The sequence below is a fragment of the Fictibacillus phosphorivorans genome (genome assembly GCF_007673525.1).
GTDB classification, from domain to species: Bacteria; Bacillota; Bacilli; order Bacillales; family Fictibacillaceae; genus Fictibacillus; species Fictibacillus phosphorivorans_C.
This window is the reverse complement of the sequence record NZ_VDZU01000001.1, coordinates 198,546-220,355: the sequence shown is the minus strand read 5'-3', so window position 1 is coordinate 220,355 and position 21,810 is coordinate 198,546. Positions and strand designations below refer to the sequence as shown.

Genomic DNA, 21,810 nt, shown 5'->3' with positions numbered 1-21,810 from the left:
CATACTCTTCATTATAAACAAATCCCATGCGTATATGCCAGTAGTAATCTATCTTTTTTCCATAAAAGGTTTTATAAAAGGTGTAAGGTTGAGCTTCGATGCTCTTGAAAGTGGTTGATTTCCGCTCCAGGTTGCTCGCTTTCCGCGGGGCAGGCGGTGAGCCACTTGCCGCTTCGCGCCCTTAAGTGTCTCACCTGTTTAGTTGCAGTGGCTAGCCCCTCGAGGTCAAAAGTTAAATGGTCAAGAAGGCAAAGTGCGCCTTCCTGCCCCATTCACCTTTTGCTTGTCGGGGCCGAACGAGCCACTTCCACATTTCGAACTGCCCACCTGTCCCGCAGGAGTCTCGCAACCTTCTGCTCCAATCAACTTGCATAGGAGGAATATATGAAAACTAAAAACAAAAACCTTCTAAACGAACTAAATTTCAAGAGATCTTTCTATGGGAGTTATTCTAACCTTTCATGAATGTTATAAATAGAACAAAGAGCGGAAATGAACTCTCTTAAAACTCTCCCAAAGAAAAGAGAACCGCTAAAACTGGCGGCTCTCTCCTCTCTCACACTACATGTTTCTTCTATACTTCCCGCCTACTTCATAGAGCGCGCTCGTGATCTGACCGAGACTTGCAAATTTTACGGTATGCATGAGCTCGTCGAATATGTTTCCGCCGGATAAGGCAACATTTTTCAAACGTTTAAGAGCTTCACCAGCTTGATCTTTGCTAGACTCTTGGAACGTGTTCAGATTCTGGATCTGCTGTTCTTTTTCGTCCTTTGTCGCACGTGCCAGCTGCATATTGAACTCTTCTTCTGACGGTGTGTTCGGATTGAGGTATGTGTTCACTCCGATGATCGGTAGAGACCCGTCATGCTTTTTCATTTCATAATACATCGATTCTTCTTGAATCTTTCCGCGCTGATACTGTGTTTCCATCGCACCAAGCACGCCGCCTCTTGTGTTCATGCGCTCGAACTCTTGAAGTACCATCTCTTCTACGAGATCGGTTAACTCTTCGATGATGAACGAGCCTTGAAGCGAGTTCTCATTACGAGCCAAACCAAGCTCTTTTGTAATGATCATCTGAATCGCCATCGCGCGGCGAACGGATTCTTCTGTGGGTGTTGTGATCGCTTCGTCATACGAATTCGTGTGAAGCGAGTTACAGTTATCATAAAGGGCCATCAACGCTTGAAGCGTCGTTCGGATATCGTTAAAATCAATCTCTTGTGCGTGAAGTGAACGTCCAGATGTTTGAATGTGGTACTTCAGCTTCTGGCTGCGCTCGTTCGCTTTGTATTTATCTCGCATAACCGTTGCCCAGATTCGGCGAGCGACACGACCGATTACGCTATATTCTGGATCAAGTCCGTTTGAGAAGAAGAACGATAAGTTTGGCGCGAATGCGTTAATATCCATTCCACGGCTCAAGTAATATTCCACATACGTGAACCCGTTCGCGAGTGTAAACGCGAGCTGTGTGATCGGGTTCGCACCAGCTTCTGCGATATGGTAGCCAGAAATTGAAACGGAATAATAGTTACGCACTTGATGATCGATAAAGTACTGTTGAATATCACCCATCATACGAAGCGCGAATTCAGTAGAGAAGATACACGTGTTCTGACCTTGATCTTCTTTTAAGATGTCTGCTTGAACCGTTCCACGAACAGAGGCAAGCGTCTTTGCCTTAATCTCGTCATACTCAGTTTCATTCGGCTGTCTGCCGTTCGTATCCGCAAAGATCTTCACTTGCTGATCGATCGCCGTGTTCATGAACATTGCGAGAATGATCGGTGCTGGACCGTTGATCGTCATCGAAACAGATGTAGAAGGAGCGATCAGATCAAAGCCGTCATACAGCTTCTTCATGTCGTTTAGCGTACAGATGCTCACACCGCTCTCCCCAACTTTTCCGTAGATGTCCGGTCGATGATTCGGGTCTTCTCCGTAAAGAGTTACCGAGTCAAACGCTGTACTCAAGCGCTTCGCATCGTCATCTTTTGATAGATAGTGGAATCGGCGGTTCGTACGTTCAGGCGTTCCTTCACCAGCGAACTGACGCTTCGGATCCTCACCTTTACGTTTAAAAGGAAACACACCCGCTGTGTACGGGAACGAACCTGGCACATTTTCTTTCATGATCCACTTTACGATGTCCCCCCAGTCTTCAAACTTCGGAAGAGCAACCTTTGGAATATTAAGACCAGAAAGACTTTTCGTAGTCAGCTCGGTCACGATTTCTTTATCACGAATCTTCGTTACGAATTCTTTTTTGCTGTACATTTCTTTTAGCTCTGGCCACTGTTTCAGCATTTTTGAAGTGGTCGGTAAAAGTTTTTCTTCTACTTTTTCAAGCGCTTTGTTTAAACTCGCCTCTACTTCTTCACCTGCTGCGTCGTATTCTTTTACCGTCTCAAGCGTCCCTTGAATCTGGAACGACTTGCGAGCAAGTTTCGCCTGTTCGTTCACCGTTTCATGGTATTTACGAACGGTTTGTGCGATCTCATTCAAGTACTGAGCACGTTCACCTGGAATGATGACATTCTTTTTCGCGGTCATCGCCTCCGCTGCAGGTTGGATGCCCCAATCCATACCTGACTTCTCTTCAATTACTTTCATCAGGTGATAAAAAAGGACGTTCGTGCCCGCATCGTTAAACTGGCTCGCGATCGTTCCGTAAACAGGCATTTCATCTAAGTCTCTATCAAACCAGTTGCGAGAACGCTGATATTGCTTCTTTACATCACGAAGCGCATCTTCAGAGCCTTTGCGCTCGAATTTGTTGATCGCGATAATATCTGCATAATCGATCATGTCGATTTTCTCTAATTGTGATGGTGCACCAAACTCACTCGTCATCACGTATAGAGAAGCATCAGAGATCTCTGAGATTCCAGCGTCCCCTTGGCCGATTCCGCTCGTCTCAACAACGATCAGATCAAATCCAGCTGCTTTTGTTACTGCGATCGCATCCTTGATCGCATCAGACAGCTCAGAACGTGAACCACGCGTAGCAAGTGAACGCATGTACACACGCGGATGATAGATCGCATTCATACGGATTCTGTCACCTAAAAGCGCTCCGCCAGTCTTTTGTTTTGTCGGATCGATCGAGATGATCGCGATCGTCTTGTCTTCACATTCGTTTAAGAAGCGTCGAACGAGCTCATCAGTTAATGAACTTTTCCCCGCTCCACCTGTTCCCGTGATTCCTAGAACCGGCACTTGTTTTTGCAGACTTTTCAATTCATTTAACGTCTGTTCAGCCGTTGCTGCGATTTCTTCTGGTGCTTGCTTCACGTTTTCAGCTAATGTGATCAAACGCGAAACAGAACGAACGTCTTTTTCTACTACTTTTTCGATCTCATCCGTTAAAGAGGTAACCGTCGGAAAATCACACTCTTCTACCATTTTATTAATCATGCCTTGAAGTCCTAGCAACCTTCCATCTTCCGGTGAAAAGATGCGTGTAACCCCATAAGTATGCAGCTCCTTGATCTCAGGCGGGATAATAACGCCTCCGCCTCCGCCAAAGACTTTGATATGTCCTGCACCGCGTTCTTTTAATAGATCGATCATGTATTTAAAATATTCAACGTGTCCGCCTTGATAAGAAGAGATCGCTATTCCTTGAACGTCCTCTTGAATGGCTGCACTCACCACTTCATCTACAGAACGGTTATGGCCGAGGTGGATGACCTCACAGCCGTTCGACTGAATGATTCTTCGCATGATGTTAATCGACGCATCGTGACCATCAAAAAGACTGGAAGCGGTTACAAATCGAACCGGATTCTTTGGCCGGTAAATATCGGTCTGAGTCATTTCATTCATCCTTTCTTATGCTCCTTTTATGCCATACAACAATTGCTGAAGCTGTAACTGTGTATATTCTTCTAATGTATAGATCTTCTGCAGCGCCCAGCGTCTGAACGTCCACATCTGTCCGAGGATCACAATATTGTGAGCCGCTGCCGGAATCTCGTTTTCGCTTAAATGCAGTTCACCTTGCTTTACTACTTTAAAAAGCAGTTCTTCAAAGATCGCCGTCATCTCTAACTCTTTTTTGAGTACATACGGTAGAGCTTCATGAGAGAGCGACTTTGCTTCTTGATACATGACGAGCACTTCATCCTGCATATCGTCCATCACTTTAAAATAGGCCGCAATCGCACGCTCGACTCCTTGAATGCCACTGTCTTCCCCATTGATATCCTGCTGCAGCCTCAGCTTTACTCCGTCATAGATGCTGTCGCAGACGAGATAAAGAATATCTTCTTTTGACCGGATATACTCGTAGAGTGTGCCGATGCTGAAACCAGAAGCTTTTGCGATCTCACGGGTTGTCGTGCGGTGGAAACCGTTCTCTTTAAATAGAGAGACCGCCGCTTTTACCATCTCTTCCCGTCGTCTCTGAATCAGTTTTTCGTCTTTTACGAGCGACGGCACTTCTTTCTTACCCAATTGGCCTCCCTCATTTCTGTTTCCCGTCAGCCGGCTGCAATCGTTTTGATAAGATCTCTTCTGCAGCTGTATAAGGGTCTGTCGTACCTGATTCTAAGTCGGCCAGCCAGGAGAACCCATTTTTCTGTTCTTGTTTCCAAACTTGCTGATAGATTTCATGCTGAACCACTTCCATCACCTCACGTTTCAGGTTAGAAAGCTTTCTTTCCTTACCTTCTCCGCTCTTCTCTAAATATTCACGGTGCGTTAGAAGAGATTCCCATAATTCTTGTAAACCTTTATTTTCAGTAGAAATCGTCTGAACGACTGGCGGGCGGTACGGGCTGTCGTGTTTCACAAGGTCAAGCATCGCTTCGATCTCAGCAAGAAGCTTCGGAACGCCTGGCATATCCGCTTTGTTCACAACGAACAGATCAGCGATCTCCATGATTCCGGCTTTAAACACTTGCACAACATCTCCGCTGCCTGGGTTCAATACAACTGCAACCGAATCTGCTAGCTTCATAATGTCGAGTTCTGATTGTCCGACTCCTACTGTCTCTATTAAAATCACATCAAAACCATAAGCATCCATCAACCGCACCGTTTCTTTTGTTGACCGGGAAAGACCACCAAGACTGCCCCGCGTCCCCATGCTTCTGATGAACACGCCAGGGTCTGTAAAATGGTCAGCCATCCTAACGCGGTCCCCAAGGATAGAGCCTCCGCTAAACGGACTCGTCGGATCAACGGCAACAACTGCAACAGTCATCTTCTTTTTACGCAAAAAAGAGATGAGACGATTGACGAGCGAGCTTTTCCCAGCACCTGGTGAACCGGTGATGCCGATCCAATGAGCGCCTTTTTGCTGCGGATAGATGCTCTTTAAAAGCTCGAGTTTGTCTTCACCGTTGTTCTCGGCAAGCGTGATCGCTTTCGCGAGAGCACGTTCCTCTTTTTGCTGGATGCGCTGTGCTAATGGATGCATAATATCCTCCTAAAACTTTTTCGGGGTAGTTGATTTCCGCTCCAGGATGCTCGCTTTCCGCGGGGCAGGCGGTGAGCCCCTTGCCGCTTCGCGCCCTTAAGGGTCTCACCTGACCGCCAGTCCCGCAGGAGTCTCGCACCTTGCGCTCCAATCAACTGCAGAGGTGTTTTTAAAAGCTTTTTAGCAACACTCTGTTTTGAATAGAGAAATACTGACTTAGCAAGAAGTTTCCCTAGCCACTATGTCAAATAACCTCGAACTCTTAATCTTTTAAAAGCATCTTAGAAATAACGAGACGCTGAATTTCTTGTGTACCTTCGTAGATCTGTGTGATTTTTGCATCACGCATGTAGCGTTCTACTGGATATTCTTTCGTGTAGCCGTATCCGCCGAATACTTGAACTGCGTCTGTCGTAACTTCCATCGCGATATCTCCAGCAAATAGCTTTGACATCGCGGACTCTTTTCCGTATGGAAGACCTTCCGATTCTCTCCAAGCTGCTTGATAGGTTAATAGGCGAGCCGCTTCCACTTTTGTTGCCATATCTGCAAGTTTGAACCCGATCCCTTGGTTTACCCCGATCGGCTTACCAAACTGTTTGCGGTCCTTTGCATAGTTTACAGAAGCATCGAGTGCTCCTTGAGCGATTCCTACTGCTTGAGCTGCGATTCCGTTACGTCCGCCGTCAAGCGTCATCATCGCAATCTTAAAGCCTTCTCCTTCTTTACCTAGAAGGTTTTCAGCTGGCACACGGCAATCTTCAAAAATGATCTCTAACGTTGGTGATGAACGAATCCCGAGTTTCTTTTCTTTTTTACCGAAAGAAAAGCCTGGTGTTCCTTTTTCTACGATGAACGCAGAAACTCCTCTTGATCCCGCTTCAATATCCGTGCGCGCGAAAACAACATAGATCTCAGCGTCTCCAGCGTTTGTGATGAAGATCTTTGAGCCGTTAATGATATAGTCATCGCCGTCTTTTTTCGCTGTTGTTTTCATGTTTCCTGCATCTGATCCTGATCCTGGTTCTGTTAAGCCATATGCTCCGATTTTTTTACCTTCTGCCATCGGACGAAGAAACTTTTGCTTTTGCTCCTCATTACCAAACTTAAAGATCGGCCATCCTGCAAGAGAGGTATGAGCAGATAGCGTTACACCGACTGATGCACAAACACGAGATAGTTCTTCAACTGCGATTACGTAGCCTAAATAATCGCCGCCAATTCCGCCATACTCTTCTGGCCAAGGAATTCCGCAAAGGCCAAGCTCACCCATCTGATCAAAAATAGCTCGGTCAAAACGCTCCTCTTCGTCACGTTCTGCTGCTGTAGGTTCTACTTCATTTTTCGCAAAATCACGCACCATCTTGCGGATCATTTCATGTTCTTCAGATAACATAAATTGCATTTCTATCTCTCCCTCTTATCCTAATAAATGTTTGCTTAACACCATACGCTGAATCTCGCTTGTTCCCTCATAGATCTGACACACCTTCGCGTCTCGGAACAGTCTTTCTACCGGGTACTCTTTTGTATAGCCGTACCCTCCGTACACTTGCACAGCCTCAATCGCTGACTTCATCGCGGTTTCCGAAGCAAACAACTTTGCCATCGAAGCTTCTTTTCCGCATGATAGATTGTTTGTCTTCAGATCAGCTGCACGATAGGTTAAAAGTTTTGCGGCTTCAACCTCTGTCGCCATGTCCGCCAGCTTAAAGCCTAGCCCTTGATTAGCTCCGATCGGCTTACCAAACTGTTTTCTTTCTTTTGCATAGTTCGTCGCAAATTCTAAGGCAGCTTCTGCGATACCAAGGGATTGAGCCGCGATTCCGATCCTGCCCACATCTAGGTTACTCATCGCGATCTTAAAGCCTTCGCCTTCTTTACCTAGAAGATTTTCAGCAGGTACACGTGCATCTTCAAAAACGATCTCGCACGTGTTCGATCCGTTCAACCCCATTTTTTTCTCTTTCTTTCCTACTGAAAAACCTGGTGTATCTTTATCTACGATGAAGGCCGAGATTCCGTAGCTTCCTTTATCAGGTGCTGTTGAAGCAAAAACGATGTACACGTCTGCTTCTCCTGCGTTTGTAATAAAAATCTTAGAGCCGTTCAAGATGTAATGATCGCCCTTTTTAACCGCTCTCGTCTTTAAGCTTGCTGCATCAGAACCTGAACTCGGCTCTGTTAGTCCGAACGCACCAAGGAACTCTCCACTCGCTAACTTAGGAATGTATTTTCTCTTTTGTTCTTCATTCCCAAAATAAAGTATCGGATTCGTTCCGACACTCGTATGGACGGATAAAATTACGCCGATTGTCGCGCTCACTTTTGATAACTCATTGATCGCGATGATGTAGGACGTAAAATCCATTCCTGCTCCACCGTATTCTTCTGGAATCGGTATTCCCATCAGTCCGAGCTCTGCCATCTTCGTGATCAGATGACGCGGAAACTCTTCTGTCTCTTCCATATGCTCAATGGCCGGTGTTATCTCTTTCTGCGCAAAATCCCGTACCATCTTTTGCATCATCTTTTGTTCTTCAGTAAATACGAGGTTCATGGTCTCTCCCCATTCCTATAGTGAAATGCCGACTCTTGTAGTCTCTCTCCGTGATTTCTCTCTATTGTTCTTTCTTTGCTTGCTGTTTCTCTGTCTATTTTTCTGTTTGTTTTTCTTTGATTTATTTTTGGTTGCTGTCTCTTCCACAAAGACAAAATTGGAATTTTTGTCTTTGTGTGGGGTCAGACCCCGTAGTTGTAGAAGCCTCTGCCTGACTTCTTGCCGAGCCAGCCGGCTTTAACGTACTTTCTTAATAGCGGGCACGGACGATACTTGTCATCACCGAAGCCTTCATGCAGCGTCTCCATGATGTATAGACATGTGTCGAGCCCGATAAAGTCTGCTAGCGTTAACGGCCCCATCGGATGGTTCATCCCGAGTTTCATAATCTCATCGACCGCTTCAGGGGTTGCCACACCTTCATACACCGAGAAGATCGCTTCGTTGATCATCGGCATAAGGATGCGGTTGGAGATGAATCCTGGGAAGTCGTTCACTTCTACAGGAACTTTCTGCAGCTTCTTGGATACAGATTCGATCGTCTCGTACACGTCATCCGCTGTTTGAAGCCCACGGATGATCTCTACGAGTTTCATAACAGGTACTGGGTTCATAAAGTGCATGCCGATTACTTTTTCAGGTCGGTTCGTTGCAGCCGCAATCTCTGTGATCGGAAGTGAAGATGTGTTTGATGCTAAGATCGTATGAGCTGGCGCGTATTGGTCGAGCATCTTGAAGAGCTGTGTTTTTACGTCCATGTTTTCCACGACCGCTTCGATCACAAGATCTGCATTTGACGCGTTCTCTAGAGAAACAGAAGCTGTGATGCGGGATAGAATGGATTCTTTCTCGCTTTCATCCAGACGTCCTTTTTCCACGGAGCGGTTTAAGTTTTTAGAGATGATTCCGATTCCTTTTTGTACGAACTCTTCTTGCATGTCATGCAGAACAACAGAATACCCCGCTTGCGCACAAACTTGCGCGATTCCAGAACCCATCTGTCCTGCACCGATTACCATAATGTTTTGAATGCTCATGAATATTGCTCCTCCTTATTTCTTCACTTCTACTAAGATCGCGTCACCTTGCCCGCCGCCTGAACAGATCGAAGCGATACCAAGTCCGCCTCCGCGTCTTTTTAACTCGTGGATCAATGTTAGTACGATGCGCGTGCCGCTCGCCCCAATCGGGTGACCTAACGCGACTGCTCCACCGTTCACGTTCACTTTTTCAAGATCTAATCCCGCAAGTTCAGAACTCGCTAGCGCAACAGCTGCAAATGCTTCGTTTATTTCAAAAAGGTCAATTTCTTCTAATGATTTTCCTGATTTCTTCAACAGTTCATTGATGACAAGACCTGGCGTTTTCGGAAAATCCTTTGCTTCAACAGCAAGTGCTGTGTGACCAAGAATTGTAGCCATCACTTCTTTGCCCTCTTGTTTAGCACGCTCTTCACTCATCACGACTACTGCCGCTGCACCATCGTTTACGCCTGGTGCGTTTCCTGCTGTAATCGTTCCATCTTGAGAAAATACTGGTCTTAATTTTGCGAGAGATTCAACAGACGTATCTTTACGAGGTGATTCATCTTGGGACACAACAATCGGCTCACCTTTTCGTTGAGGTACTTCTACAGGAACGATCTCTTCTGCAAAAATTCCTTTTTCAATCGAATCGATAGCACGGCTATGACTGCGGTACGCCCACTCATCTTGGCGCGCGCGTGAGATTTCCATCTCTTTGGCTACGTCATTTCCGTAGATCCCCATGTGAACACCTGTAAACGTACACGTTAGTCCATCATGAACCATGAGATCTTTTACTGAGCTATCTCCCATACGAAGACCCCAGCGCGCTTTCGGTAAAATGTAAGGTGCGTTGCTCATCGATTCCATTCCACCTGCTACGATGACTTCTTCGTCACCCGCACGGATGATCTGATCTGCCATTGTGATCGCACGAAGACCTGACGCACATACTTTGTTGATCGTTTCTGTTTTCGTCTTCCAAGGTAATCCTGCTTTTTCAGCCGCTTGGCGTGAAGGAATCTGCCCTTGGCCACCTTGAAGAACACAGCCTAAAATGACTTCATCCACCGCGTCTGGAGCAACATTTGCTCGTTGAAGCGCTTCTTTAATCGCGATTCCGCCAAGATCTGACGCTGTAAGAGAACTTAATCCGCCACCAAATTTCCCTACAGGTGTCCGTACACCACTGACGATTACTGATTTTGTCATATGAAAAACCTCCCGATTCGTATGGTAGAACAGCGAAAGTTATGTTAACGCTTACAATTATGTTTAAATACGAGCCGAGCGAACGCTCAGTCGACCAACTTTCAAGCATGAAGCTGCCAGCTAAAATGCCAGGCAGCTTATTTACATGCTCGAAAACTACTGAAGAACTTCTTGTTTCTGTGAGCCAAACATTGATTTTTCAAGGATTTCAACAACATCTAGTGTTTGAACTTGCTCTTCTACTTCTTTTGCCTTCGTTCCGTCACTCAACATCGTTAAGCAATACGGACATCCGCTTCCAATCATTGTTGGATTTACAGCAAGAGCTTGTTCTGTACGCGCAACGTTCACACGAGATCCTGCTTTTTCTTCCATCCACATCATTCCGCCACCCGCTCCACAGCACATTCCGTTCTGACGGTTGCGATCCATCTCAACGACCTTCACTCCTGGAATTGCCTTTAAGATATCACGTGGTGGTTCATATACTTCGTTATAGCGGCCGAGGTAACAAGAATCGTGATACGTGATCGTTTCATTCACCTCAAACTTCGGCTTGATTCTTCCTTCTTTAATCCAGTCTGCTAAAAGCTCTGTATGGTGATACACTTCAGCTTCTAGACCAAACTCTGGATATTCGTTTTTGAACGTGTTATACGCATGCGGATCGATCGTGATGATCTTCTTAACATTATGCTTTTGGAATAACTCAATGTTCGCGTTCGCCATCTCTTGGAATAAAAACTCGTTTCCAAGACGACGAGGCGTATCACCAGAGTTCTTTTCTTTGTTTCCTAAGATCGCAAACGTGATTCCTGCTTCGTTCATGATCTTCGCTAAAGAAAGTGCGATTTTTTGTGAACGGTTGTCATAAGCACCCATCGAACTTACCCAGAACAGGTACTCGAATTCCTCACCCGCTTTTTCTTTTTCTTTTACAGTCGGAACCACGATATCTTCTTTCAGCTCGCGCCAGTTCTCGCGTTCCTTTTTCGAGATTCCCCAAGGATTTCCTTGCTTCTCGATATTTTTGATCGCACGCTGCGCTTCTGCATCCATTTTACCTTCAGTAAGAACGAGGTATCGGCGCATGTCGATGATCTTATCAACGTGTTCGTTCATAACCGGACACTGATCCTCACAGTTACGGCAAGTTGTACATGCCCAGATCTCTTCTTCTGTCATGACTTCACCGATCATCTCAACATCATAAGCAAGTGCAGATGATCCGTCTGTTGTTACAGCTGTTTCCTCAGCGCCCTTCCCTCTCGCTTCAAAAGCGATCTGGTTGCCTGTTGTGTTCGAGAAAGCAAAAGCTGGCATCCAAGGTGTGCGTGAGGTTACCGCTGCTCCTTTTACCGTTAGATGATCACGCAGTTTAACGATCATATCCATCGGTGATAGCATCTTACCAGTACCTGTTGCCGGACACACATTCGTACAACGCCCACACTCTACACATGCATATAGATCAACAAGCTGCTTTTGATTGAAGTCTTCAATTTTATTCACACCGAAAACTTCTTGTGTCTCGTCTTCAAAATTGATCGAAGAAAGCTTTCCTACTTTATCTTTGCGGCCAAGCCAAACGTTTAGTGGACCTGCGATCAAGTGAGCATGCTTGGATTGCGGAACATACACTAAGAACGTTAATAAGAATAATAAGTGAATCCACCATGAGATAAAGAATACGACTGCAGCACCCGTTTTCCCTAAGAAACCAAGAGCCATTGCGATTACGGACGCGATAGGCGCCGTCCACTCGTATGGTAGATCATGCCAGATAATCTCTGCACCGTTCCCAACTAATACGGAAAGCATCAAGCCGCCGATAAACAGAAGAACCAGTCCAGATTTAAATCCACGCTTCAGTCGAACAAGCTTTTCAACATATCTTCTATAAAAAGCCCAAACGACTGCGATCATGATCATCGTCGTTACGATTTCTTGGAAAAACGTGAAGCCTGGATAAAGCGGGCCTAAAGGCAGATGCGATCCAGGTGCAAGTCCCTTCCATATAAAATCGATCGCTCCGAACTGAACGAGAATGAATCCATAAAAGAACATGATATGGATAATTCCACTCTTCTTGTCTTTCAACAGCTTCTTTTGACCAAATACATTCACTAAGACTGCTTTAATTCGTTCTTGAACCGTATGATCAAACTCTACTTTCTTACCGAGCTTGATGAATTCAAACCTTGTTTTTATAACATAAGCAAATAAAAACAGTGCGTAAGCGGTTACAAAAAGAAATGCAAGCCAGTTTGCTACCATTAAGCCGTCCATCGCTTTCTCTCCCTTCCAATGCTGCTATTCCCTAATTCTTTCTCTTTTAATAATTCTAAATGAAATTAATTTTCTGACTTCATTATATCATAAAAAATAAATGAATGAGCATTCAGTCAACATCCGTGCAAAAAAAATTTTTAGTGGTTTCATATGGTAGGGGTATACTAAATAAAAGTTTGATTTAAAAGGAGGAGAAGAACATGTGGATCGTTTTAGTGATGATAGCCATTGGTTTTTTGGCTTGGATCGACTTTTATTTAGGACATAAACAAACGACCGCAAAAGAAGAACCTCCTGTAAACACAACAGGCAATATGCATCTTTTAACAACGGGTTCTCATTTTTTCGATTCACTGTTTCAAGACATAGATCAAGCGAACAAATCGATCTACATACAGTTTTACATATTACGAGATGACGAACTCGGACAAGAGCTATGTAAGAAGTTGATCGCAAAAGCACATCAAGGCTTAGAAGTTAGACTGCTTCTTGATTACATGGGGAGTTACGGGCTGAAAAAAAAGACGGTTAACAGTCTAAAAGATGCTGGTGTTCATTTTGAATACAGCAACAAGCCGCAATTTCCGTACCTCTTATACCGCATAAATCACCGAAATCATCGAAAAATCACGATCATCGACTCAGAGATCGGCTATTTGGGTGGATATAACGTAGGAAATGAATATATTGGCAGAGTCACACGGTTTGGAGATTGGCGCGACTATCATTTAAAATTAAGAGGTAAAGTTGTTATCCAATTACAGCGTCTGTTTATCGACGATTGGAACGGTTCAACAAATGAAAAGATGACTCATAATGAGACCTCATCTTTTCTCAATGAAGAAGAGGCAAAAGAGCTAATGCTTCTTCCTTCAAAAGGACAGGCCGGCTACCGCTATTTTTACACAAAAATAAAAGGTGCGAAAAAAAGCATTTTTATAGGTTCGCCATACTTTATTCCGGGTAAAAAGATGAACAGAGAGCTTTTGTCAGCACTCCATCGTGGCGTCAACGTAAAGCTTCTCGTTCCGATGAACCCCGATCATCCTTTTGTGCAAGAAGCATCTTATCGTTTCGTTAAACCGCTCTTAGAAGCTGGTGCAGAGATCTATCAGTTTCATGAAGGTTTTTATCATTCCAAGATTGTTATGTTCGATGATACGGTCTGCGATATTGGTACCGCAAACTTTGATCTTCGCAGCTTTTTCTATAACGACGAGCTAAATTGCATCTTTACAGATAAATCGGAGATCCAAGCGGTGAAGCAGGTGCTTGCTTCAGATCTTGAACGCTCTGAGAAATTGACGCTAGCCCGCTTAAAGAAGACACGCCGTACCGTTAAAGTTCGCTTAAAAGAAGTGGTGGGTTTTGTGTTATCGCCGTTTCTATAAGTTGAAAGTGAATTCTTTGTAGATTCTGAAAGTGTTGATTTCCGTTTCAGGTTGCTCGCTTTCCGCGGGGCAGGCGGTGAGCCTCCTGTCTAGTTGCAGTGACTAGCCCCTCGAGGTCAAAAGTTAAACAGTCAAGAAGGCAAAGTGCGCCTTCATAGCCCATTCAACTTTTGCTTGTCGGGGCTGAACGAGTCACTTCCACATTTCGGACTGCCGCTTTGCGCCCTTAAGGGGCTCACCTGACCGCTTGTCCCGCAGGAGTCGGCAACCTTACACTCCAATCAACCATTCAATGATGCAATTTAGTAGTACTTCTTCATAAGATCACGACTTCATCCTTCTTGGAAATATATCAAAAAATTAAACCAAAACAACAGGGGGCCAAACATGTTAACATCTTTCGGATTTGTATCTACGGCTCTCAATTTATATGAGGCCTCACCTGCAAAAACGATGACTTATGCTACGTATCAAAAACGTGATGAAAAAGAACGCACAGCTCAATTGCTTGCCATCACGAAAAATAATCTCGAGCGCACACTGCGCGTTCTTCATTATTGCATCGCGCACGAGCTTCCTCTTCACCGCATGTCGTCTTCGATCGTCCCTTTAGCTACCCACCCTGAAGCAGCTTGGGATTTTTTAAAGCACACGAAGAAAGAATGCAAAGAGATCGAAAAGCTCGTAAAAAAATACAATATCAGAACGAGCATGCATCCTAACCAGTACACCCTGTTTACGAGCCCTCGTGAAGAGGTGACGTTAAACGCGGTGAAAGATATGCAATATCATTATGATCTGCTTAAAGGGATGGGCATCGAGGACCGAAGCTATATCAATATTCATATCGGTGGGGCTTATGGTGATAAGCCGTCTGCTTTAGAACGTTTTTATGAAAATATTAAACTTCTCCCTGCTGATGTTAAAGCGAGGATGACGCTTGAGAACGACGATAAAACGTTCACCACCAAAGAGACATTAGAAGTCTGTGAAAATGAAGGCATTCCGCTTATGTTTGATTACCATCATTACATGGCGAATCCGGATGACGATGGTAAGCTTGAAGAATTATTGCCGAGGTTCGTGAAAACGTGGGAGAATACAGGTCGACCACCAAAGGTGCATCTTTCCTCACCAAAAGACGAAAAGGCGTACAGAAGCCACCATGACTTCGTTAGTCTGGATTATGTTCTGCCGTTTTTTAAATTGATGTCAAATTACACAGATAAGCTGGACGTAATGATTGAAGCGAAACAAAAAGACCGCGCTGTTCTTCAGCTCGTTGCTGAGCTAGAGAAAGTACGCGGCTTTAAAAGGATGAGCGGCGGAACCATCCTTATGTAAGGCATGGAATAAATTTTCTAATCTCTGCATTAAAGCTTGCATAATGTTTAATCGGAAGCTGATGCAGCGCTTTGTTTAAGAGAACGAACTTTGCTTTCGGGTGAACATTCCTTGCGTAGATCCTTCTATAAGCATGCATATATTCCGCTTGTTCCCCGTAAATGAACAACAACGGAAATCGCCACTCTTTTAGCTGATCCGTGCATTGGAAGGAAAGACTTTCTTGGTAGAACCGCTGACACGTTTTAGAATCTGTCAGCTTATGATAAGACAACATTTCTTTTCGATCTTCTGGAGAGTTTGAATGTGTGCTGACAAGAATCTGATTGAGTAGGGCTGGTGCATTTTTTGCCAGCCTTATTCCTGTTTGAAACTGCTTTTTCAGTGTGAATGTAGAAACTTGAGGAAAGCCTCCACTCAAAATAAGACCCTTTGTGCGCTGCGGATATTTTTGAACAAACGCTTGTGCAACCGAGCCACCTGCTGAATACCCGCAAATATATGCCTCTTCTAATAATAAGTGATCCAATAAAGAAGCCACATCATCTGCCAAGTCCCATATCGTAAACGTTTCTGGGTCTTTACTAGACGAACGACCATGCCCCCTACAATCAGGAAAGATCGTCTGATAATCGGCTGCTAATTCTTTTTGGTACTTGAACACAAGATGACTCATACCGGGCGGGTGTAAAAAAACGATCGGAGCACCAGTTCCTAGCTTTTCATAATAGATTTGCAACTCAGAGGTCAGCCCGGCTAATGCCATGTTTTCCTCACTTTAGAAAAGTACCTGCCATCCAGATGTAAGCTTGATAGCCTAAATAGATACCAATGATGCCCATGATTCCTGGTAATGCGGGTGGTGCTGGAATCGGGAGTTTTAACAGGGCAAAAACAAAGCCTACGAGAGCGCCTGTTATTAGTGATAATACGATCAATTTCATATATGTACCCCCTCTTTAAAACGAGTTTCCAAACCTATCTCTTATTAATATGGCATGTTATCCCGACATTATCCCTTTTTTTGTTGAGGTTAGGATTGCGAAGAAGTTTTCGCTGTCGCTAACTCATACTGCTTTTTTATAATACGAATCTGGCCGCGATGACTCAGTTCATCTTCAAATACATGAAACCATTTAAAGTAATTGTTACCGAGTTCATTCCCCCACCACGGTGTTGTTTCATAGAGCCATGAATCTTCAAGCTTCTGAAAATGCTGCAAGGTAATTTCACGGGTCTTTTTTAAGTCTTCTAGATAAAATTTTGCTGTATTGCCATGGATAATCGTCGCTGCCTCACCTAGATCGAGTGCAGGCTGCAAGGTCTCTGCATAACGCTCGATCTCCTCCTCTGGAAGATCTTTTCCGTCGAATGTGATAAATTGATAAATCTTTTCTACAGCCACGAGATGAGCGAGCAGCATGCCGATTGAATTCCCGATCCCGTTGATTCTGTAATCGAGCTCTTCTACGGATAGATCGTGGACATCCCAGATCGTCGTTTCCCTCGTGTAGTCCATCATGGATATCAAGTTGGAAAATTCTTTTGAGTACCCTTCAATCTGTCCGATAACAAAAGGGCTTTTGTTGGATGATGTCATTTTTGAAACCTCCTCAGCATTGATGTGCTTCAATAGAATTCAAGAAAAGCTTGAAAATTCCTTTTTTGTTTTGGATGCGGTGTGGATGACAGTAATCGAGCATAACTCTGGAATCGATCATAAATCTCTCGAATCGCTCACAAACCTCTGGAATCGCTCACAAATCCCTAGAATCGCTCACAAACCTCTCGAATCGCCCACAAATCTCTCGAATCGCTCACAAACCTCTGGAATCGCTCACAAATCCCTAGAATCGCTCACAAACCTCTCGAATCGCTCACAAACCTCTAGAATCGCTCATAAATCTCTAGAATCGCCCACAAAACCCTAGAATCGCTCACTATCCCCTCGAATCGCTCACAATCCCTTCGAATCGCTCACAAACCAAAAAAACCACGCTCGCAAACTTCTTACAAAACGAAAAAAACCTGTCCGAAGACAGGTTTTCCATATATATTACATACGCTCTGGTGCTTCTACACCGATGATGTTCAATGCATTCTCAATCGTTACTTGAGTAGCTTTCATCAACGCGTAGCGAGCTTGTGATTTTGTTTTGTTTTCTGGATCCAGCACACGCTCTGCGTTATAGAAGCTATGAAGAGCAGAAGCCAGCTCGAATACATAGTTCGTTACACGGTGCGTTAAAAGTTTTTCTGCTGCTTCATTAATCACTGCAGGGAATTCTCCGATTTTCTTCAAAAGCTCGAACTCTTTTTCAGAATCGATCTGAGAAAGATCCACGTCTCCCTCATAAGAAAGACCCATTTCTTCCCCTTGACGAAGCATGCTGCATACGCGCGCATGTGCGTATTGTACGTAGAACACAGGGTTTTCGTTCGATTTTGAAACCGCTAAGTCCATGTCAAAATCAAGGTGAGTATCGTTAGAACGCATCGCAAAGAAATAACGAGTCGCATCGATGCCCACTTCTTCCATCAGTTCACGCAGCGTTACAGCTTTACCCGTACGCTTACTCATACGGACTTTTTCACCGTTTTGGAATAGGGAGACAAGCTGGATGATCATTACATCGAGCTGTTCTTTATCATAACCTAATGCTTGAATCGCCGCTTTCATACGCGGGATGTAACCGTGGTGGTCAGCGCCCCAGATGTTGATCAGCTTCTCAAATCCACGCTCAAACTTGTCGTTATGATACGCGATATCTGGCGTTAAATATGTGTAAGATCCGTCATTTTTGATGAGTACACGGTTCTTGTCGTCATCGTAATCTGTCGTACGGAACCATGTCGCGCCTTCTTCTTCATAAACAACACCTTTAGCTTTTAACTTCTCAAGTGCTGCATCAATTTTTCCGTTTTTATAAAGAGATGTCTCTGAGAACCACACATCGAAATCTACACGGAATTCAGCGAGGTCAGCTTTTAGTTTCTCAAGCTCTCGTGTAAGACCGTATTCACGGAAAAAGCTAACACGCTCGCTCTCGTCTTTATCTAACCAAGAATCGCCGTACTCTTGGGCAAGATCTTTACCAAACTCGATGATATCCGCTCCGTGGTAACCATCTTCAGGCATCTCTTTATCCTTGCCTAGCGCTTGGAAATAACGAGCTTCGATCGAAGTAGCTAAGTTGTTGATCTGATTTCCAGCATCATTGATGTAGAACTCACGAGAAACGTTATAACCTGCATAGTCTAGGACATTACAGATCGTATCACCAACAGCTGCACCACGTGCATGTCCTAAGTGAAGGGTTCCTGTAGGGTTCGCAGATACGAACTCGACTTGAACCTTTTTACCTCCGCCATGCTCAGTTCTTCCGTAATCCTTGCCCGCTTTTAACACAGTCGGTACAAGCTCTGTTAAATAAGAGTTATCCATGTAAAAGTTAATGAAACCAGGACCTGCGATCTCAACTTTTGCGATAGATGCCTTACTTTTATCAAAATTTGCAACAAGATCGTCCGCGATCATACGAGGTGCTTTTTTTGCCACACGCGCTAATTGCATGGCCATGTTCGTCGCGAAATCACCATTCGCTTTATCTTTCGGTACTTCAAGAACGACTGCAGGCAGTTCTTCTTTTTTAGCGAGTCCTGCTTTAACGACCGCTTCTTCGATCTCTTCTTTTAACAGCTGCTTGACTTGGTCAAGGATATTCATGCTTTTGCCTCCTGAAAATTAATCTTGATTCGATGTGTTCCTGTATGTTCACCCTGCAGAACCAGCTCGTATGCGAGATTAAGATCTCCCGTCTGCTTTTGCTGATTCCAGCGGAAATTCATTTCATGTGTAGTCGTTTCCATCCAAAGCTGGCCATATGGGCTGTCGTACATGCCTTTTGTCGTTTGGCCGATTAAATATTTCTGTTTCATAGATACACTGCCTGAGCGGATAATCAGAATACCAGCGTGCGTTATCTTAATCACATTATTGACAGAACCTGCACCTTCTATCTCTTCCTTATACTGAAGATAGGTGACGTCCCCACGTTTATAGAGCTTACCTTCTGTCTCGGTGAAATGTTTCTCCGCTTCACCGCTGAAATGTACTTCTGAACTTATCGAAAGCGCAACAGACAATTCCGTATCTTGATCCATGCGAACAACACTTCCTTTTTTGATGTCCCTCTTTAACTTACCTATTATAAAAGATTTCACTGCCTCCCTTCAACCTTATGGGTGTCTTTTTAAAAAATCATGGTCTTATTAGGTAAATTTATCCTAAAAACACGTTTTCATGAGTGGATGATTTGGAATGAAGGCAGTGAATGACGTATTATACACTCGAGAAGAAGAAATAGAAATGAGGAGGATCTTAATGAAAAACGAAAGAATTTTACTCGTAAATCGACCAAAAGGCGCACCTCAAAAAAGTGATTTCCGCTTCGAGGAAGCTTCTACTCCTGCACTTGAAAGCAATCAGGTACTTTTAAAAACGATATATCTATCGGTAGATCCGTACATGAGAGGACGCATGAGTGATCGTAAATCTTACGTGCCTCCATTTCAGTTAAACGAACCGATCTCTGGTGGAATCGTTGGACAAGTTGTTGAATCTCGTTCAGGCGAACTGGCAGAAGGCGACTTTGTGATAGGTAACTTAGCATGGCAAAAATACAACGTAGCAAGCGATGCTGAAGTTCGTAAATTAGATCCATCTCTTGCTCCACTCACTGCAAACTTAGGTGTATTAGGCATGACTGGCTTAACGGCATATTTCGGACTACTTGATATCGGCAACCCACAAGAAGGCGAAACCGTTGTAGTCAGCGGTGCCGCTGGAGCTGTTGGTACGATTGTTGGCCAAATCGCTAAGATCAAAGGTGCTCGTGTTGTCGGAATCGCAGGTTCAGACGATAAGATCTCTTACTTAAAAGACGAACTAGGCTTTGATGCTGCGATCAACTACAAGACGGAAAATGTATTTGAAGCACTAAAAGCAGCTTGCCCAGACGGCGTTGACGTCTATTTTGATAACGTCGGCGGTGAGATCTCTGATAGCGTATTGGCTCTGATCAACAAAAGCGCTCGCATTCCTGTTTGTGGCCAGATCGCTCTTTACAACCTTGAAAAAGCAGATGTTGGTCCACGTATGCAAAGTCAAATTCTGATCAACAGTGCTCTAATGAAAGGATTCATCGTAAGCGATTATGCGGCTCATTTTGAAGAAGGCGCGATCGAGCTTGCTAAATGGGTAAAAGAAGGCAAGATATCTTATAGCGAAAATATCGTAGATGGCTTTGAAAACACGATTGATGCGTTCTTAGGACTGTTTTCAGGTGAAAACACAGGAAAACAGCTCGTAAAAGTAGCTGAGCCGGAGAATGTGTAGGATTTTTTATTCAAATTTTTGTGGCTTTTCACCTTTTATAGGTGGAAAGCTTCTTTTTTATAAAATGGCGTGTTGCTGCTGGAAACATTTCAAAGAGTATCGTTCAACAAAAAAAGATAGATGACGCATATAAAAACAATTACAGGGGATTTTTTAAAATGAAAAAAGACCGACTCCTTATAAGAAATCTAGTCTTCTATAAACAGACTAAACGTCTGCATCATATCCTTTATTTTTCTATTAAATGATAGCCGATATAATCCAATGCTGATTGAATATTGTTCACATACTTTGTTTTCGCATTCTTTAAATCAAAATGATCGACTTGCTCATGAGCAAACGCTGGAGTCACTCCAGTAATGATTGTTCTTACTCCTATTAAATAAAGAGCATTGATCAACGTGAACAACTCTTTTGGAAAACGGTTATCCTGAATATATAGTTTTGATAAATCTATGATAAAGAAATCAATATCACTTTCTGCTGCATTATGTAGGACATCACTAATTATTTGTTCTGAGCGGACCTCATCTACAATGCCTTGCAGGGAAAGGATGGAAACCCCATCTGTAAGTGGAATGATCGGGACACTTAAGAATCCCATATGATGTTTCGTTTCATCGAGTTCAATAATATGAGACAAGATACCTGCTATGGAGTGCAGATAGTTTACATCATCTTCCGAAAACTCTCTTTCCTTTCGATCCATCACGCAAAGCGTTCCAAATACATTCCCTTTTAGATCTTTTAGTGTAACACCTAAGAATCCTTTGATCTTAAGTTCACCTGTTACCTCTAACTCCCGTGTTCTTGAATCAGTCATTAAGTTTCTTGCCTTCATTGTACTGCCTTCGTTCGTTATAATTAACCGGCAATACGTTTCTCCATATTCTACACTGTAACCCTCCGTAATTATCTCCTCATCCTCATTAAAAGAGCTTAGAACGGTAATCGCTCTTTTTCCCTTTCTTGTTACATATGTAGTTTTGACATTCAGTTGTTTACTAATTAAGTCAAACATTTTGCGGGAAACAGACTTCAACGAATAATAATTAGTAATCTCATTCTCGTAATCATCAGTCATTATCTTCCCTCCCTTAATAAAAGCACTTTTTGCTTGAGACAAGTATATCATTTAAAAGTTATAACTTTTGGAT

17 protein-coding genes are annotated in these 21,810 nt (G+C 43.8%); 3 read left to right on the top strand and 14 right to left on the bottom strand.

Features of this window, described 5'->3' with window-relative positions; all coding sequences use genetic code 11:
• Positions 1 to 561: 561 nt before the first annotated feature.
• The 8 genes from icmF to FS458_RS00995 form a co-directional block, all read right to left on the bottom strand.
• Positions 562 to 3,825, bottom strand: a complete 3,264-nt coding sequence (gene icmF, locus FS458_RS01030; protein ID WP_144703170.1) for a fused isobutyryl-CoA mutase/GTPase IcmF — start codon at positions 3,823 to 3,825, stop codon at positions 562 to 564.
• A 15-nt stretch (positions 3,826 to 3,840) separates the two neighbouring features.
• On the bottom strand, positions 3,841 to 4,464 hold the full coding sequence (locus tag FS458_RS01025; RefSeq protein ID WP_144696859.1) for a TetR/AcrR family transcriptional regulator: 624 nt from the start codon (positions 4,462 to 4,464) through the stop codon (positions 3,841 to 3,843).
• Between the two features lie 10 nt (positions 4,465 to 4,474).
• Complete coding sequence (gene meaB, locus FS458_RS01020) at positions 4,475 to 5,431, bottom strand: methylmalonyl Co-A mutase-associated GTPase MeaB (protein WP_144696857.1); 957 nt, start codon at positions 5,429 to 5,431, stop codon at positions 4,475 to 4,477.
• 262 nt (positions 5,432 to 5,693) lie between these two features.
• Positions 5,694 to 6,836 carry an acyl-CoA dehydrogenase gene (locus FS458_RS01015; protein WP_066399058.1) on the bottom strand — a complete coding sequence of 381 codons (1,143 nt, stop codon included), beginning with the start codon at positions 6,834 to 6,836 and terminating at the stop codon, positions 5,694 to 5,696.
• 15 nt (positions 6,837 to 6,851) lie between these two features.
• A complete protein-coding gene (locus FS458_RS01010; RefSeq protein ID WP_144696855.1) occupies positions 6,852 to 7,991 on the bottom strand; it encodes an acyl-CoA dehydrogenase in 1,140 nt (379 codons plus the stop codon).
• 182 nt (positions 7,992 to 8,173) lie between these two features.
• Positions 8,174 to 9,028, bottom strand: coding sequence for a 3-hydroxybutyryl-CoA dehydrogenase (locus FS458_RS01005; protein WP_144696853.1), 855 nt, complete (start codon positions 9,026 to 9,028; stop codon positions 8,174 to 8,176).
• A 15-nt stretch (positions 9,029 to 9,043) separates the two neighbouring features.
• Complete coding sequence (locus tag FS458_RS01000) at positions 9,044 to 10,228, bottom strand: acetyl-CoA C-acetyltransferase (protein WP_144696851.1); 1,185 nt, start codon at positions 10,226 to 10,228, stop codon at positions 9,044 to 9,046.
• A 156-nt stretch (positions 10,229 to 10,384) separates the two neighbouring features.
• Positions 10,385 to 12,517 (bottom strand): (Fe-S)-binding protein, encoded by a 2,133-nt coding sequence (locus FS458_RS00995; RefSeq protein WP_144696849.1) that lies wholly within the window; start codon positions 12,515 to 12,517, stop codon positions 10,385 to 10,387.
• Between the two features lie 203 nt (positions 12,518 to 12,720).
• On the opposite strand from FS458_RS00995, the gene cls reads away from it, so the two are divergent.
• Both cls and uvsE read left to right on the top strand, forming a co-directional pair.
• Positions 12,721 to 13,911 carry a cardiolipin synthase gene (cls, locus tag FS458_RS00990; RefSeq protein WP_144696847.1) on the top strand — a complete coding sequence of 397 codons (1,191 nt, stop codon included), beginning with the start codon at positions 12,721 to 12,723 and terminating at the stop codon, positions 13,909 to 13,911.
• A 387-nt stretch (positions 13,912 to 14,298) separates the two neighbouring features.
• On the top strand, positions 14,299 to 15,255 hold the full coding sequence (gene uvsE, locus FS458_RS00985; protein WP_144696845.1) for a UV DNA damage repair endonuclease UvsE: 957 nt from the start codon (positions 14,299 to 14,301) through the stop codon (positions 15,253 to 15,255).
• On the opposite strand, the gene FS458_RS00980 is transcribed toward uvsE, so the two are convergent.
• The 5 genes from FS458_RS00980 to FS458_RS00960 form a co-directional block, all read right to left on the bottom strand.
• Positions 15,248 to 16,021 (bottom strand): alpha/beta fold hydrolase, encoded by a 774-nt coding sequence (locus FS458_RS00980; RefSeq protein WP_144696843.1) that lies wholly within the window; start codon positions 16,019 to 16,021, stop codon positions 15,248 to 15,250. The two genes, uvsE and FS458_RS00980, sit on opposite strands and share 8 nt — an antisense overlap.
• A gap of 7 nt (positions 16,022 to 16,028) precedes the next feature.
• Positions 16,029 to 16,199 (bottom strand): DUF1427 family protein, encoded by a 171-nt coding sequence (locus FS458_RS00975; RefSeq protein ID WP_066399082.1) that lies wholly within the window; start codon positions 16,197 to 16,199, stop codon positions 16,029 to 16,031.
• Between the two features lie 89 nt (positions 16,200 to 16,288).
• Entirely contained in the window at positions 16,289 to 16,855 is a 567-nt protein-coding gene (locus tag FS458_RS00970) for a DinB family protein (protein WP_144696841.1), read from the bottom strand.
• Between the two features lie 456 nt (positions 16,856 to 17,311).
• Positions 17,312 to 18,982, bottom strand: a complete 1,671-nt coding sequence (gene argS / locus FS458_RS00965) for an arginine--tRNA ligase (RefSeq protein WP_144696839.1) — start codon at positions 18,980 to 18,982, stop codon at positions 17,312 to 17,314.
• Positions 18,979 to 19,479: a DUF1934 domain-containing protein gene (locus FS458_RS00960; RefSeq protein ID WP_144696837.1), complete on the bottom strand. Its 501-nt coding sequence runs from the start codon at positions 19,477 to 19,479 to the stop codon at positions 18,979 to 18,981. The genes argS and FS458_RS00960 overlap by 4 nt, the downstream gene beginning before the upstream one ends.
• A gap of 160 nt (positions 19,480 to 19,639) precedes the next feature.
• Between FS458_RS00960 and FS458_RS00955 the strand changes: the two genes are divergently transcribed.
• The gene (locus FS458_RS00955) at positions 19,640 to 20,653 is read left to right on the top strand and encodes an NADP-dependent oxidoreductase (protein ID WP_260858208.1); all 1,014 of its coding nucleotides are present in this window, start codon (positions 19,640 to 19,642) and stop codon (positions 20,651 to 20,653) included.
• Between the two features lie 229 nt (positions 20,654 to 20,882).
• Here the strand turns inward: FS458_RS00955 and FS458_RS00950 are convergent, their stop codons facing one another.
• Entirely contained in the window at positions 20,883 to 21,737 is an 855-nt protein-coding gene (locus FS458_RS00950; protein ID WP_144696835.1) for a GAF domain-containing protein, read from the bottom strand.
• Positions 21,738 to 21,810 lie beyond the last annotated feature (73 nt).